Source organism: Microbacterium sp. Au-Mic1 (assembly GCF_021341785.1).
GTDB lineage: Bacteria > Actinomycetota > Actinomycetes > Actinomycetales > Microbacteriaceae > Microbacterium.
This window is the reverse complement of record NZ_JAJTTF010000008.1, coordinates 13,192-27,564: the sequence shown is the minus strand read 5'-3', so window position 1 is coordinate 27,564 and position 14,373 is coordinate 13,192. Positions and strand designations below refer to the sequence as shown.

Here is a 14,373-nt window from a genome sequence, read left to right as displayed (position 1 = left end):
CGGTCCTGATTCGTCGCATGACGCCCTGGTGTCGTCAGCGGGACGTGCGGTCCGCCCGGGCGGTGCGCGAAGCGGGTTCGGCGGGAGCGCTGCCGCCGGCTGTGGCCTCCTCGACGTAGGTCTCGAGGGCCGGACCCGGGTGGAGGACCCCGTTCACGATCGCCCGGATCGCGAACGCGCTGGCTTCGGCGAGTTCCACGGCCGACGGGTCGAGCAGCCACTGCAGCTGCAGGCCGTCCATGACCGCGAGGATCGAGGCGGATGCGCGCGCGATCATCGACGTGTCGGTCACGCCCTCCTGGGTGCACAGCTCGCCGAATGCGGCGGACACCTCGGCCCGGAGCTTCGCGTAACGGTGCTCGAAGAATCCGCGAGCGGGGTGGTCGTCGGTCACGGATTCGCTGGAGAGCACGGTGTAGACCTGCACGATGCCGGGCCTCAGCTCGTTGGCGAAGGCGGTCTTGACCAGGTGCAGGAAAAGCGCGGGGCCGTCGGGGATGTGCTTCTCGGCGAGTCCTGCGACGTCGCTCTCGTCGCGGTAGGCGAGCACCTCGAGCAGCAGCTTCTGCTTGGATCCGAAGTGGTGCAGCACTCCGGCGTGCGTCATGCCGACCTGCTCGGCGATGTCGGCGAGGGTGCCGTTCGTGGATCCCTTGGCGCCGAAGATCTCGATCGCCGCCTTCAGGATCTCGGTCCGCTTGCGCTCGGTCTCCGGCCGCGACTTCACGCGGCTCGATGTGGTCGTGACCATTCCGTTTCCCTCCCCTGCTTGTCATCCAGCTTACTGATCGGTAACCTCACCTTTACTTACTTTCCCGCTAGTAAGTTAATTCCCCAGGAAGCGGGACCCCGCACCAGATGGGCGCACGACGGCCGTGCCCCACCAGAAGGAGAAGCAATGAGGCTCAGGAAGACCTTGATCGCGGTGACGGCGTTCGCGGCGATCAGCGCGGTGGCGCTGACCGGCTGCTCATCGGGAGGCGCCAGCGCCTCCGGCGCGAGCGGCGGTTCGCTCACGGTCGCGAAACCGGACGGCGCCGCCATCCTCTCGACCCAGACGAACAACCCGTTCATCTCCACCGGATCCGGCATGTCCCTCGGCTACGACCGCATGATCTACGAACCGCTCGCCATGGTGAACCCGGTCGGCAAGAACGAGACCACACCCTGGCTGGCATCGAAGGTCGAGTGGAACGCCGACTACACGCAGCTGACCGTCACCCCTCGCGCCGACGTGAAGTGGAGCGACGGCAAGCCCTTCACCGCGGATGACATCGTCTTCACCTACAACCTCATCAAGAACACGCCCGCCCTCGATCTCGGCGGGCTCAAGCTCGCCGACGTCAAGAAGGACGGCGAGAACGTCGTGCTCTCCTTCAGCGAGTCCAAGTTCGTCAAGCAGGGCGATGTGCTGCAGGTGAGCATCGTTCCCGAGCACCAGTGGAAGAGCATCGCCGATCCGACCAAGGATCCGGTCAAGGAGGCCGTCGGAACCGGTCCCTACACGATCAAGAGCTTCTCCTCGCAGGGCGTCGTGCTGAAATCCCGCACCGACTACTGGGGCGGCAAGGTCCCGGTGGGCCAGCTCAAGTACCTCGAGTACAACGACAACACCGGACTGCTGCGCGCACTGCAGAGCAAGGAGGCCGACTGGGCGCAGATCTTCATCACCGACTACAAGACGAACTACGTCGACAAGGATCCGGCGCACAACGTGTTCTGGGGCGCCAACGTGCTCAGCCCCGACATGATCCTCGTGAACACCACGAAGGCCCCGTTCAACGACGTCGCCTTCCGCAAGGCCGTGAACATGGTCGTCGACCGCAAGGCGCACGCGGACAAGGCCCGCAGCAACGCCGGTCCCGAGCTCACCAGCGTGACGGGCATCCCCCAGCCGACGGGGGACCAGTACATCGCCGCGGAGTACAAGGACAAGACCTTCAGCATCGACGTCGACGGCGCCAAGAAGGTGCTCACCGACGCCGGGTACACCTGGAAGGACGGCGCGCTGATCGATCCCTCCGGTAACCCGGTGTCGTTCACGCTGCAGGATCCGCAGGGCTGGAACGACTACGTCACCGGCATCCAGCTGGTCGCCACGCAGATCAAGAGCACGCTGGGCGCCGATGCCAAGGTGGCGACGCCCGACGCGGACACGTGGTTCACGAACATGGCGACCGGCAACTTCGACGCGGCACTGCACTGGACGGGCTCCGGATCCAACCCGTGGCACATCTATGACGACGTCATGAACGGCTCCTACCTGGAGCAGGCCGCCGACGGCAAGGTCTCCGACAACTTCGGCCGGTACGACAACCCCGATGCGACGGCGCTGCTCAAGGAGTACGCGCAGGCCTCGGACGAGTCGACCCGCACCGCGGCCCTCGAGAAGCTGCAGAAGATCTTCGTCGAGGACGTCCCGGCCATTCCGATCGGCACGCACCCGCAGCTGGGCGAGTACAACACGCGCACCTACACGGGATGGCCGAGTGAGAAGGATCAGTACGCGACCGCCGACCCGACGCAGCCGTCGGCCGTTCAGGTGATCATGAACCTCAAGCCGGCCAAGTAGGTCGCACGACGCACGCGGGGTGAGGGGCCGGCGGCCCCTCACCCCGCGGATCCTGCCCGCTCGAGCACGAAAGCACCCCATGACAGACCCCCTTCTCTCGGTGCGCGACTTCTCCGTCGTGTACGACGTGGATCCGCCCGTGCAGGCGGTGAAGAACGTCACGATTGACATCCGCCGTGGTGAGATCGTCGGCCTCGCCGGTGAGAGCGGCAGCGGCAAGACCACCCTCGCCTACGGCGTGCAGCGGCTCTTGAAGCCGCCGGCGGTGATCACCGGCGGCAGCGTCGTCTTCCACGACGCCGACGGCTCCGACATCGACCTGCACGCGCTGGACGCCGAGCAGATGCGCCGGTTCCGCTGGGACAAGGTGTCGATGGTGTTCCAGGGTGCGATGAACGCCCTGAACCCCGTGGCGACGATCGGCGCGCAGCTGGACGACGTGTTCCGCGTGCACCGGCCGGGGATGAGCCGCGCGCAGCGGCGGGCCGAGGTGATCGACCTGCTCGAGATCGTGAAGGTGGGCGGGCAGCGGATCCGGTCCTACCCGCACGAGCTGTCCGGCGGCATGCGTCAGCGCGTGATGATCGCGATGGCGCTCGCCCTGCGACCGCAGCTCATGGTCATGGACGAGCCGACCACCGCGCTCGACGTGCTCGTGCAGCGCGAGATCCTGAAGCAGATCTCGCAGCTGCGCCACGAATTCGGCTTCTCGGTCGTGTTCATCACCCACGACCTGCCGCTGCTGCTGGAGATCAGCGATCGCATCGCCGTGATGCGCGAGGGCGAGATCGTCGAGCTCGCCGACGCCGAACGGCTGTGGACCGATCCGCAGCACGAGTACACCCGCGACCTGCTGCGCTCGTTCCCGCGGCTGACCGGCGAGCGGGGGGTGGTGGTGCGATGACCACGCTCGAGTTCCGGGGCGTCACCAAGATCTACAACGTCCGCGGCTCCGGCCAGATGAAGGCGCTGGACGATGTGAGCTTCACGCTCGAGTCGCACCGGACGATCGGGCTCGTCGGCCAGTCGGGCAGCGGCAAGTCCACGATCGCGAAGATCCTCACCCAGCTGGAGACGCCGACGCACGGCGAGGTGCTGCTCGACGGCGCTCCGATCCCGAGCCGCGGGAAGGGACTGCGCAGATATCGGCAGCAGCTGCGCATGGTGTTCCAGGATCCGTTCGCGTCGCTGAATCCGTACCACTCGATCCGGCATCACGTCGAGCGTCCGCTGCGCCTGGACCACGTCGTGCCGAGCAGGGAGATCGAGGGCGAGGTGCGCCGTCTGCTCGAGCGGGTGCGCCTGGATCCGGACGCGGTGATGGAGCGCCGCCCGCACGAGCTCTCCGGCGGCCAGCGCCAGCGCGTCGCGATCGCCCGCGCGCTCGCCTCCCGCCCTGCGCTGCTCGTCGCCGACGAGCCCGTGTCGATGCTCGACGTGTCGATCCGCCTCGGGGTGCTGAACCTGCTCGCCGACCTGCAGCGCGAAGAGGGGCTCGGAGTGCTCTACATCACCCATGACCTCGCCACCGCGCGGCACTTCAGCGACGAGATCATGGTGCTCAACCAGGGCAGGGTCGTGGAACGCGGCCCCGCCGACGACGTCATCCTCACCCCGCAGGACCCGTACACCCGGGAGCTGCGCGCCGCATCCCCCGACCCCGAAGCGTTCTTCCGCGCCCGGTCGGTTCAGACCTCCGGAGGTGCGCGATGAGCGCCGACACGTCCGCGCCCGCGACCGAGCGGGAGGCCGTCGCCTCGACGGCCGTCGACCCGACCCTCGTCGGGACCACGGCGACGAAGGCCGAACGCGGCGGACGGATCCGCGTGCCGTGGCGGTTCATCGGCGGTCGCGCGGCGTTCTACCTGTTCACCGCGTGGGCGGCCATCACGATCAACTTCTTCATCCCCCGCATGATGAAGGGCGATGCGGTCGACTCCTACATGGCCCGCAGCCAGGGGCAGCTCACGCCGGCGGCGGAGAAGGCTCTGCGCCTCATGTTCGGCCTCGACTCCTCGGTGCCGTTGTGGCAGCAGTACCTCGACTACTGGGGCATGCTGCTGCGCGGCGACCTGGGCGTCTCGATCTCCACCGGCATGGCGCCCGTGGGCGACGCGATCGCCGCGGCGCTGCCCTGGACGCTGGGGCTGGTCGGCTTCGCCACGATCGTCTCCTTCCTCGTCGGCACGAGCCTCGGCGCCGTGGTCGGATGGCGGCGCGGCGGACGTCTCGACGTGCTGGTCCCGGTGACGACGTTCCTCGGCACCGTGCCCTACTTCTGGCTGGGGCTGATCTTCATCGCCGTGTTCTCGACCGTGCTCGGCTGGTTCCCCGCCGGACACGCGTACGAGGTCGGTGTGGATCCGGGCTGGAACGCCGACTTCATCGGGCAGGTGCTCTCGCACGGCGCGCTCCCGATGATCACGATCGTGATCGCATCGGTGGGCGGCTGGGTGCTCGGCATGCGGAACATGATGCTCACCGTCCTCGACGAGGACTACATCACGGTCGCGCAGGCCAAGGGCATGCCGAACCGCCGCGTGCTCTGGCGCTATGCCGCGCGCAACGCGGTGCTGCCGCAGATCCAGAGCTTCGCGCTCTCCCTCGGCTTCATCGTGGGCGGCACGATCGTGATGGAGATGGTGTTCTCCTATCCGGGCATCGGCCTGCTGCTGCTGAGCGCCACCAATGCGAAGGACTACGCGCTCATGCAGGGCATCTTCCTCGTGCTCGTCATGGCGGTTCTCGTCGCGAACATCATTGCCGACATCGCGTACGCCATCCTCGACCCCCGCACCCGTCAGACGGAGGCCTGATCATGACGATTCCCGCAGACGACCGGACCGGTGCCGGCGTCCCCGCCACCGCCGTCCTTCTCACCGCAGAGCGCACTCCCGCGCCTCGCAAGACGTTCTGGACCCAGCTGGGGGCCTCGCTCGCGATGTTCGGCAACCGCAAGTCGGCTGCCGGGCTGATCATCCTCGGCGTGTTCATCCTCGTGGCGGTCTTCGCACCGTGGATCGCCCCGTACGGACCGAGCGTGCAGCACCTCGATGCGACGCTGCAGCCCCCGTCCTGGCAGCATCTGCTCGGGACGACGCACATCGGCGAGGACGTGTTCAGCCAGCTCGTGTACGGAACCCGCGGCGTGCTCGTGGTCGGCTTCCTCGCCACGATCATGGCCACCGTCGTCGCGATCGTCGTCGGGGTGACCGCGGGCTACCTGCGCGGGTGGAAGAGCGAGTCGCTGTCGGCGCTGTCGAACGTGTTCCTCGTGCTGCCCGGCCTGCCCCTGATGATCATCATCGCCTCGCAGTTCGAGGATCCGCCGCTGGTCGTCATCGCGGCCGTGCTGGGACTCACCGGATGGGCGTGGGGAGCGAGGGTCCTGCGCGCGCAGACCATGTCGCTGCGCAACCGGGACTTCATCCAGGCCGCGCGCGCCAACGGCGAGCCGCTGCACCGGATCATCCTGGTCGAGATGCTGCCGAACCTGATGGCGATCATCGCCTCGAGCTTCGTCGGAACGATGACCGCCGCGGTGCTGGGGCTCACGACCCTCGCGTTCATCGGGGTGATCCCGGTGTCGAACCTGAACTGGGGCACCATCCTGTTCTGGGCGCAGCAGAACAGCGCGTTCCCCGATTACTGGTGGTGGTACGTGCCGGCGGGTCTGTGCATCGCGCTGCTCGGCGTCGCACTTGCCCTCATCAACTTCGGCATCGACGAGTACGTCAACCCGCGCCTGCGCTCCGCCGGTGAGCGGGCCCGCGCCCTGAAGAAGCGCGGCATCGACGCGAACGCCGCGGTGACCGCCGTGCGGACCATCCCCTCCCCGGCGACGACCGGATCCGATCAAGAGAGCACCCCCGTATGAGCGACCTCCTGCCCTTCCGCGACCCGAGCCTCGGCACGGCCGAGCGGGTCGCCGACCTCCTGGGCCGCATGACCGTGGAGGAGAAGGTCGGTCAGATGCTGCAGCTCGACGCGCGCGACGACCTGCGCGACCACGTGCTGCGGCGTCATGCCGGCTCGATCCTGCACACGTCGCCCGAGCGGATCCTCGAGGCGAATCGGCTGACCGCCGAGACGCGGCTGCGGATCCCGCTGCTGGTGGGCGAGGACTGCATCCACGGGCACTCGTTCTGGCCCGGCGCGACCATCTACCCGACCCAGCTCGGGATGGCCGCCACCTGGGATCCGGCCCTGATCGAGCACGTGGCCCGCGCCACGGCTGAGGAGGTCGCGGCGACCGGGATCCACTGGACGTTCTCGCCCGTGCTGTGCATCGCGCGTGACCTGCGCTGGGGGCGGATCAGCGAGACCTTCGGCGAGGATCCGTTCCTCATCGGCGAGCTCGCGTCCGCGATGGTGCGCGGGTACCAGGGAGAGGGGCTGTCGGATCCGACCGCGATCCTGGCCACCGCGAAGCACTTCGCCGGCTACTCGGAGACGCAGGGCGGGCGGGACGCGTCCGAGGCGGACATCTCCCGCCGCAAGCTGCGATCGTGGTTCCTGCCGCCGTTCGAGCGGGTCGCCCGGGAGGGCTGCCGGACGTTCATGCTCGGCTACCAGACCACCGACGGGGTGCCGATCACGGTCAACGACTGGCTGCTCAGCGACGTGCTGCGCGGCGAGTGGGGATACACGGGCACCCTCATCACCGACTGGGACAACGTGGGCCGCATGGTCTGGGAGCAGCGCGTGCAGCCCGACTACGCGCACGCGGCGGCCGCCGCGGTCACCGCGGGCAATGACATGGTCATGACGACACCGCACTTCTACGAGGGCGCGCTCGAGGCCGTGCAGCAGGGCATGCTCGAGCCCGAGGCGTTCGACGCCGCCGTCGCGCGCATCCTCACGCTGAAGTTCGACCTCGGCCTCTTCGAAGACCCGCGTCTGCCTTCGCCCGGGCTGGACGCCGTGGTGGGCAGCGGAGCGCATTCCGACCTCAACCTCGAGGTGGCGCGGCGCTCCCTCGTGCTCCTGGAGAATGACGGGGTGCTGCCGCTGGGTGGGGCCGCGTCGCTGACGTCGGCGGATCCGATCCGCGTCGCCGTGGTGGGCCCGCTCGCCGACGACGCGCAGACGCAGCTCGGCGACTGGGCCGGCGGATCCGGCCAGGCGGGCTGGCTCGACGGGCAGCCCCGCGAGATGATCACCACCGTGCTCGACGGACTCCGCGCCGTCGACGGACTTGCCGTGCGCCACGCGCACGGGGCGGACATCCTCACGCTCGAGGACGACCCGCTCGGTGCGACCTTCCCGGACGGGCAGCCCCGGCCGCCGGTCGTGGTGCCGGCCGCATCCGATCCGCGACTCCTCGCCGAGGCGGTGCGGGCCGCGGAGGCCGCGGACGTCGTGGTGGCGGTGGTCGGGGATCGGATCGAGCTCGTCGGCGAGGGGCGCTCGACCGCGACCCTGGAGCTCATCGGCGGCCAGAACGCCCTGCTGGACGCGCTGATCGCGACGGGCACGCCCGTGGTTGTCGTGCTCCTCGCCTCCAAGCCGCTCGTGCTGCCCGCCTCGACGGCGAAGGCCGCCGCGGTGATCTGGGCCGCGAACCCCGGCATGCGCGGAGGGCGTGCGATCGCCGAGCTCATCACCGGAGCGATCGAGCCATCCGGGCGCCTGCCGATCTCGTTCGCACGCCATGTCGGTCAGCAGCCGACCTACTACAACCAGATCCGCGGGCAGCACGGCACGCGGTACGCCGACCTGACCCAGGCGCCGGCGTGGACGTTCGGGGACGGGCTCTCGTACACGACCGTGGAGTACTCCGCGCTCGGGCTGGTGTCCTCGACACTGGGCGCGGACGACACGATCATCGCGGAGGTGACGGTGGCCAACGCCGGATCCCGCCCGGTCCGCGAGACCGTGCAGGTGTACGTGCGCGACGTCGTGACGAGTGCGAGCTGGACCGACAAGGAGCTCAAGGCGTACCGCCAGGTGCAGCTCGCGCCGGGGGAGTCCGCTCGGGTGCGGCTGGAGCTGCCGGTCGGCGACTGCACGATCGTCGATGCGGAGGGGATCCGCCGCGTCGAACCCGGCGCGTTCGAGCTCTTGGTCGGCCCGTCCTCGCGTGAGGAGACCCTGCTGTCGGCCGCGTTCGAGGTGGTGGGCTGAGGCGGATCCGACGATTCGTCCGGAATCCTTGCAAAAGGGGAGCGGGGACCGGATCCGCTCTGGTTGGATGACCTGGTGCGAACGACTGCTGACGACACCCGCTTCCAGCCCGGAGCGCTGATCTGGCTCGCTGTCGCGACCTTCTCGATGGGGATCGACGGCTACGTGCTGGCGGGGCTGCTGCCCCAGATCGCGACCGACCTCGACGTGGATGCGGCGGCGGCCGGGCAGCTCATGAGCGTGTTCGCGGCGACCGGCGCGATCGCCGGACCCGTGCTCGGCGCGCTCACGGGACGGTGGGAGCGCAAGTCCACGATCGTGCTGTCCCTCAGCGTGTTCGTGCTCGGCAACCTGATGGTCGGGCTCGCGCCCACCTACTTCTGGGCGATGAGCGGCCGGGTGGTCTCGGCCCTCGGCGGCGCGCTGCTGAACGCCGTGATCGGTTCCTACGTCATCGCGCGCACCCCCGAGCAGTACCGTGGTCGCGCGCTCTCGCTCGTGATGGGCGGATTCTTGTTCGCGACCGCTCTCGGCGTGCCCGTCGGGCTCGTGATCGGGCAGAGCGACTGGCGGATCCCGCTGTTCCTCGTGGTCGGCGTCGGCGCTGCCGCACTCGTGGGGATCCTGGCGAAGGTGCGCCCGCTGCACCTGCCGCCGCTGTCGCTGCGCGAGGCTCTCAGTCCGCTCACGCGCCCGGCGATCCTGGCGGTGCTGCTGGTGCCGATGGGTCTCATGTGTGCGAGCTATCTCTGCTTCACCTACGCCACGCTCATCCTGGGCCCGCGGATCGGTGAGGGGTACCCCATCATCGGCGCGCTGTTCGGCTACGGCATCGTGAGCCTGGCCGGCAACATCGTGTCGGGTCGCGTGACCGACCGCCGCGGACCCGTCGCGGTGCTCACGGTCATCGTCGCCACGGTGCTCGCCGCCGCTCTGCTCGGCTGGGCGGGGCTCATGCTCCCGGGCGCTGCAGGCGCGGTCGCCGGGCTCGCCTGGTTCCTGGTCTGCGCGTTCTTCAACGGCGGATCGGGCGTGGCCGCCCAGACGCGGCTGGCCACGATGGTGCCGCCCGCAGTGGCCGCGCTCGTGCTCGCGCTCAACAACAGCGCCATGATGCTGGGCAGCGCGCTGGGCAGCGCCCTCGGCGGACTCGCGCTCGCCGAGGGTGCCCTGCCGGATCAGCTCCTGCTGCTGTCGGGCGTCGTGCTCGCGGTGACGCTCGGGGTGCAGGTCGCCACGGCGGTGGGGCACCGGCGCCGCGCCCGAGCGCATGTCGAAGTCGGCCCCCTCGGCTCCGGTCCGGTCGGGCCCGCTGAGCCGCCGATCGGCGCGGTCGAGCCCGCCTGAGGGGTCGCTTCCCGGGGTCGTTGAGCGAGCACCGAGCGTAGCGAGGAGCGAGACGAAACGCGGCGCTCTCGCGAGACCGCTGCGTTTCGTCTCGGTCGCCTTCGGCGTCCTCGCTCAACGACCCCGGGGGAAAGTCGTGTTCGACGACCCGACGATCGTCGGCGCCTCAGCCGATCGTGTACCAGGCGGCGGAGTTCGGCGGCAATACCGTCCCCGCTTCCGGGGCACTGTGCACCACGACCGCGGCACCCGGCGGGAGCGGCAGGGGCGTCTCGCCGAGGTTCGCCGCGACGTGCAGGTCGCCGCGCCGGAACGCGACCGCGTCGGATCCGAGCTCCTCCCAGACGAGGGAGCCGGATCCGAGCCCGCGCTCCTTGCGCAGCCGGAGCAGCGTCTTGTACAGCTCCAGAGTGGACCCGCCCGCGCCCTCCTCAGCGGCGCGCGCATACTCCGCCCACTCGGCGGGCTGCGGCAGCCATGAGGCGCCGGTTTCGTTGAAGCCGTACGACGGGGTCGTGCCGCTCCACGGCAACGGCACACGGCAGCCGTCGCGGCCGTAGCGCTCGCCGTCCGTGCGGAACCAGGTCGGATCCTGCCGGAACTCGTCGGGGATCTCCATCGCCTCGGGAAGGCCCAGCTCTTCGCCCTGGTACAGGTAGGCGGATCCGGGCAGCGACAGCATCACGGTGGTCGCGGCGCGGGCGCGCGCCAGGCCGAGGGCACGGTCGGGCTTCGGCTCGTCCCGCGGGCCGATGCCCTCGCCCTGAGGGTTGTCCCAGGTGAGCGCGAGCCGCGAGGCGTGACGTACGACGTCGTGGTTGGACAGCACCCAGGTGCTCGGCGCGCCGACCGCGCCGAACGCGTCGAGGGAGTCGCGGATCACGGCGCGCAGCTCGGCGGCGTCCCACGGCGTCATCAGGTAGTTGAAGTTGAACGCCTGGTTCATCTCGTCGGGGCGCACCCACAGCGCGATCTGATCGAGCGTGGGCAGCCACGCCTCCGCGCACAGGGCGCGGTCGCCGTCGTAACCGGCGAGCACCTCGTGCCAGTCGCGGTAGATCTCGTGCACGCCGGGCTGGCCCCAGTACGGCACGTCCTCCTGATCGCCGCCCATCGAGTCGGCCCCGTCGCCGGGCGTGTAGTCGGGCAGCCCCGCCTTCTTGATCATGCCGTGCGCGACATCCACCCGGAAGCCGTCGACGCCGCGGTCGAGCCAGAAGCGCAGCACGCCGCGGAACTCCTCGCGCACCTCCTCGTTCGTCCAGTCGAAGTCGGGCTGGCTCTCATCGAAGATGTGCAGGTACCACTGGCCGGGCGTGCCGTCGGGTTCGGTGACCCGGGTCCACATACCGCCGCCGAACACGCTCTGCCAGTTGTTCGGCGGCAGCTCGCCGTGCTCGCCCTTGCCGTCGCGGAAGATGTAGCGCGCTCGCTCGGGGCTGCCCGGGGCCGCGGTCAGCGCCTCCTGGAACCAGCGGTGCTGGTCGGAGGAGTGGTTCGGCACCAGGTCGACGATCACGCGGATGCTGCGGGCGTGCGCGGCGGCCAGCATCGCGTCGAAGTCGTCGAGCGTGCCGAACAGCGTATCGACGCCCCGGTAGTCCGAGACGTCGTAGCCGGCGTCCTTCTGCGGGCTGGGCATGAACGGGCTCAGCCAGATCGCGTCGACGCCGAGCTCCTGCAGTGCGTCCAGCCGGGAGGTGATGCCGGGCAGGTCGCCGATGCCGTCGCCGTCGGCGTCGGCGAAGGAGCGCGGGTAGATCTGGTAGATGACGGCGGTGCGCCACCACTCGGATCCGGGGGCGGACTGCTGCTCGATCTCGGCCATGCGATCAGGGTACCGGGACCCGGTGAATCCCGGAAACGCGCGGATCGAATCGGTTCGAGCGGAAGCGGATCCGTCTTCGCTCGGAATTCAGCGGGCGATGAGGTTCACCGGCTCCTCGCCCGCGCGCATGCGGTCGATCTGGGTGCGCATCAGCGCGGCGATGCGCGGGCTCATGGCGGTCGAGGCGCCGCCGACGTGCGGGGTGAACAGCACTCCGGGGGTGCTCCACAGCGGGTGGCCTTCGGGCAGCGGCTCCGGATCCATGACGTCCAGCGCGGCGCGGATCCGGCCGTTCTCGGCGACCAGTGCCTCCGTGTCGACGAGCGTGCCGCGGCCCACGTTGACGAGCAGTGCTCCGTCGGCCATGTGCGCGAGCATGCCGGCGTCGAACAGCCGGTGCGTGGCGGATCCGCCCGGCAGCGACAGGATGACGATCTCGGCGTCGGGGAGCAGCGCGGGCAGGTCGGCGAGGGCGTGCACGGTGATCTCGCCGACGCCGTCGATCACCTCGGTGCGGGCGGTCTGCGCGACGGCGGTGATCGTGGTCTCGAAGCCGGCCAGGCGCCGGGCGACGGCCTTGCCTACTCCGCCGATGCCGACCAGCAGCACGCGCCGGTCCGCGAGGCTCGAGGTGAACGCCCTGTCCCACACTCCGGCATCCTGCGCGCGCACGAACCTCGGCAGTTCGCGCTGCGCCGCGAGGGTCAGAGCGAGCGCGAGCTCGGCGGTCGCCGGCTCATGCACGCTGGCGGCGTTGGCGAACGGCACGCCCGCGGGCACCCGGTCGATCACGGCTTCGTAGCCGATCATCTGCCCCTGCACGAGGCCCACGTCGACGCCGTCCAGCGCGGAGAAGCGCTGCCGGCCGAGGTAGGACGGCACGACGATGTCGATCCGAGGTGCGGGCGGGGGCGTGGTCATGTCCCAGACCTGCACCGCCACGCCCTCGGGCAGCGGGCCCTGGGCGGCGATGTCGGCGGCGAGTTCGGCGGTGGGGACGGTGACGAGCAGGCTCACCCCTCGAGCGTAGGCCCCGCGGCGCGACTCCGGATCGGACCACTCGACAGTGCGTGGCCCGACCGGGCCCGACGCAGACCGACCTGGCCGGGCAGGCGTTGACAAATGTCATCTGTATACATAATACTGAGTGCGTCCCGACCCTCTGATCTGCCCTTCAACGACGAAAGAGGTGGCGCCATGCCCCGCTCGAACCCTCGACTCCTGCGCACGCTCGCGGCAGTGTCCGCCGGCGCCCTGATGCTCGGTCTCGCCGCGTGCAGCGGTGGCGCGTCCGGCGGTGCCGCCGGCGGGAAGACCACCGTGGTCTGGTCCACGTGGGGCAGCGCCGACGAGCTCAAGCGCTATCAGGACTTCGACAAGGAGTTCATGAAGCGCCACCCCGACATCACCGTCAAGCTGCAGCCCGTCGCCGGCTATGACGACTATCACTCCAAGCTCCTCGCGCAGCTCACCAGCAACACGGCGCCCGACGTCTTCTACGTCGGCGACGACATGATCGGCCAGTTCGTCGGATCGAATCGGCTGATGCCGCTCAAGAGCCTGATGAACGGCCCCAAGAGCCAGAGCAAGGTCGACGACTTCTCGCCGGGCCTGTTCGGTGCGGCGGAGAAGGACGGCGAGATCTACGCCGCTCCGAACGACTCGAACCCCGACGTGTTCTGGTACGACAAGGAGGCGCTGAAGGCCGCAGGCGTCACCGACGACCCCGCGACCCTCGCCGCCGAGGGCAAGTGGACCACGAGCGCGTTCCTGGACATGAACAAGAAGCTCCACGACGCCGGGCTCACCGGCACGATGTTCTGGAACTACTGGGCCACGCAGTGGAGCTGGCTGAGCTCTCAGGGCGTCTCCGCCCCCTACGACAAGAGCGGGAAGTTCGTCGCGAACAAGGACGCCGACGCCGTCAAGGCGCTCGATCAGTTCGGATCCCTGTTCCAGGACAAGACGTTCCTCGTCGCCGACACCCTTCCCGATGGGGCGGGCGCCGACAGTGTCTTCGTCTCGCACAAGGCCGGGTTCTTCGTACAGGGGCGTTACACGATCGGCACCGTCGAGGCCGCCGGTGTGAAGGACTCGTACGACATCGCACCGTGGCCGACGCCCGACGGCAAGGCCGCGCCCACGGGCGTCGCCACCTCGTTCCTCGCGATCAACAAGGGGACCAAGGTCAAGGACGCGGCGTTCACCTTCTGGACCGAGTTCCTCTCGGCCGAGGGGCAGACCCTCCGCCTGCAGGGCGGCGGCAACGCGGTGCCGTCCATCAAGGGTGCCGACAAGGTGGTGCTGGACGGCTACCCGGCGCACGCGCAGAGCTTCCTCGACATGCGCGACATCGGCTTCGTCAACTATCCGACCGAGGCGCGCCTTCCGGGCATCCGCGGTGGCATCGGCGACCAGTTCCTCGCCCTCTACCAGGGCAAGCAGGACGCGCAGGCCACGCTCGACGCGGTCGGCAAGCTGGTCCAGGACGGCAAGTGAG

Annotated in this window: 11 protein-coding genes; 8 read left to right on the top strand and 3 right to left on the bottom strand. The window is 69.5% G+C overall.

Going from position 1 to position 14,373, the window contains the following annotated elements:
* Nucleotides 1-34: 34 nt before the first annotated feature.
* The gene (locus LXM50_RS12115) at nucleotides 35-751 is read right to left on the bottom strand and encodes a TetR/AcrR family transcriptional regulator (RefSeq protein WP_233311581.1); all 717 of its coding nucleotides are present in this window, start codon (nucleotides 749-751) and stop codon (nucleotides 35-37) included.
* A gap of 147 nt (nucleotides 752-898) precedes the next feature.
* On the opposite strand from LXM50_RS12115, the gene LXM50_RS12110 reads away from it, so the two are divergent.
* The 7 genes from LXM50_RS12110 to LXM50_RS12080 all read left to right on the top strand — a co-directional run bounded on the left by LXM50_RS12110 (nucleotide 899) and on the right by LXM50_RS12080 (nucleotide 10,045).
* Complete coding sequence (locus LXM50_RS12110) at nucleotides 899-2,572, top strand: ABC transporter substrate-binding protein (protein ID WP_233311580.1); 1,674 nt, start codon at nucleotides 899-901, stop codon at nucleotides 2,570-2,572.
* A 79-nt stretch (nucleotides 2,573-2,651) separates the two neighbouring features.
* Nucleotides 2,652-3,476, top strand: coding sequence for an ABC transporter ATP-binding protein (locus LXM50_RS12105; protein ID WP_233311579.1), 825 nt, complete (start codon nucleotides 2,652-2,654; stop codon nucleotides 3,474-3,476).
* Complete coding sequence (locus tag LXM50_RS12100; RefSeq protein ID WP_233311578.1) at nucleotides 3,473-4,285, top strand: ABC transporter ATP-binding protein; 813 nt, start codon at nucleotides 3,473-3,475, stop codon at nucleotides 4,283-4,285. Before LXM50_RS12105 ends, LXM50_RS12100 begins: the two co-directional genes overlap by 4 nt.
* On the top strand, nucleotides 4,282-5,388 hold the full coding sequence (locus LXM50_RS12095) for an ABC transporter permease (RefSeq protein ID WP_233311577.1): 1,107 nt from the start codon (nucleotides 4,282-4,284) through the stop codon (nucleotides 5,386-5,388). Before LXM50_RS12100 ends, LXM50_RS12095 begins: the two co-directional genes overlap by 4 nt.
* A 2-nt stretch (nucleotides 5,389-5,390) precedes the next feature.
* Nucleotides 5,391-6,449: an ABC transporter permease gene (locus LXM50_RS12090; protein ID WP_374107829.1), complete on the top strand. Its 1,059-nt coding sequence runs from the start codon at nucleotides 5,391-5,393 to the stop codon at nucleotides 6,447-6,449.
* Nucleotides 6,446-8,698, top strand: a complete 2,253-nt coding sequence (locus LXM50_RS12085; protein ID WP_233311576.1) for a glycoside hydrolase family 3 N-terminal domain-containing protein — start codon at nucleotides 6,446-6,448, stop codon at nucleotides 8,696-8,698. Before LXM50_RS12090 ends, LXM50_RS12085 begins: the two co-directional genes overlap by 4 nt.
* 75 nt (nucleotides 8,699-8,773) lie before the next feature.
* On the top strand, nucleotides 8,774-10,045 hold the full coding sequence (locus tag LXM50_RS12080) for an MFS transporter (protein WP_233311575.1): 1,272 nt from the start codon (nucleotides 8,774-8,776) through the stop codon (nucleotides 10,043-10,045).
* Between the two features lie 166 nt (nucleotides 10,046-10,211).
* Here LXM50_RS12080 and LXM50_RS12075 read toward each other — a convergent pair whose 3' ends face one another.
* Entirely contained in the window at nucleotides 10,212-11,873 is a 1,662-nt protein-coding gene (locus tag LXM50_RS12075) for a glycoside hydrolase family 13 protein (RefSeq protein ID WP_233311574.1), read from the bottom strand.
* An 87-nt stretch (nucleotides 11,874-11,960) separates the two neighbouring features.
* Nucleotides 11,961-12,890: an NAD(P)-dependent oxidoreductase gene (locus tag LXM50_RS12070; RefSeq protein WP_308192525.1), complete on the bottom strand. Its 930-nt coding sequence runs from the start codon at nucleotides 12,888-12,890 to the stop codon at nucleotides 11,961-11,963.
* 180 nt (nucleotides 12,891-13,070) lie between these two features.
* Between LXM50_RS12070 and LXM50_RS12065 the strand changes: the two genes are divergently transcribed.
* Nucleotides 13,071-14,372 carry a sugar ABC transporter substrate-binding protein gene (locus LXM50_RS12065; RefSeq protein ID WP_233311573.1) on the top strand — a complete coding sequence of 434 codons (1,302 nt, stop codon included), beginning with the start codon at nucleotides 13,071-13,073 and terminating at the stop codon, nucleotides 14,370-14,372.
* Nucleotide 14,373 lies beyond the last annotated feature (1 nt).

Coding starts and splice junctions, on each gene's coding strand:
- LXM50_RS12115 (WP_233311581.1), bottom strand. CDS start 751: ATGGTCACGACCACATCGAGCCGCGTGAAGTCGCGGCCGGAGACCGAG.
- LXM50_RS12110 (WP_233311580.1), top strand. CDS start 899: ATGAGGCTCAGGAAGACCTTGATCGCGGTGACGGCGTTCGCGGCGATC.
- LXM50_RS12105 (WP_233311579.1), top strand. CDS start 2,652: ATGACAGACCCCCTTCTCTCGGTGCGCGACTTCTCCGTCGTGTACGAC.
- LXM50_RS12100 (WP_233311578.1), top strand. CDS start 3,473: ATGACCACGCTCGAGTTCCGGGGCGTCACCAAGATCTACAACGTCCGC.
- LXM50_RS12095 (WP_233311577.1), top strand. CDS start 4,282: ATGAGCGCCGACACGTCCGCGCCCGCGACCGAGCGGGAGGCCGTCGCC.
- LXM50_RS12090 (WP_374107829.1), top strand. CDS start 5,391: ATGACGATTCCCGCAGACGACCGGACCGGTGCCGGCGTCCCCGCCACC.
- LXM50_RS12085 (WP_233311576.1), top strand. CDS start 6,446: ATGAGCGACCTCCTGCCCTTCCGCGACCCGAGCCTCGGCACGGCCGAG.
- LXM50_RS12075 (WP_233311574.1), bottom strand. CDS start 11,873: ATGGCCGAGATCGAGCAGCAGTCCGCCCCCGGATCCGAGTGGTGGCGC.
- LXM50_RS12065 (WP_233311573.1), top strand. CDS start 13,071: ATGCCCCGCTCGAACCCTCGACTCCTGCGCACGCTCGCGGCAGTGTCC.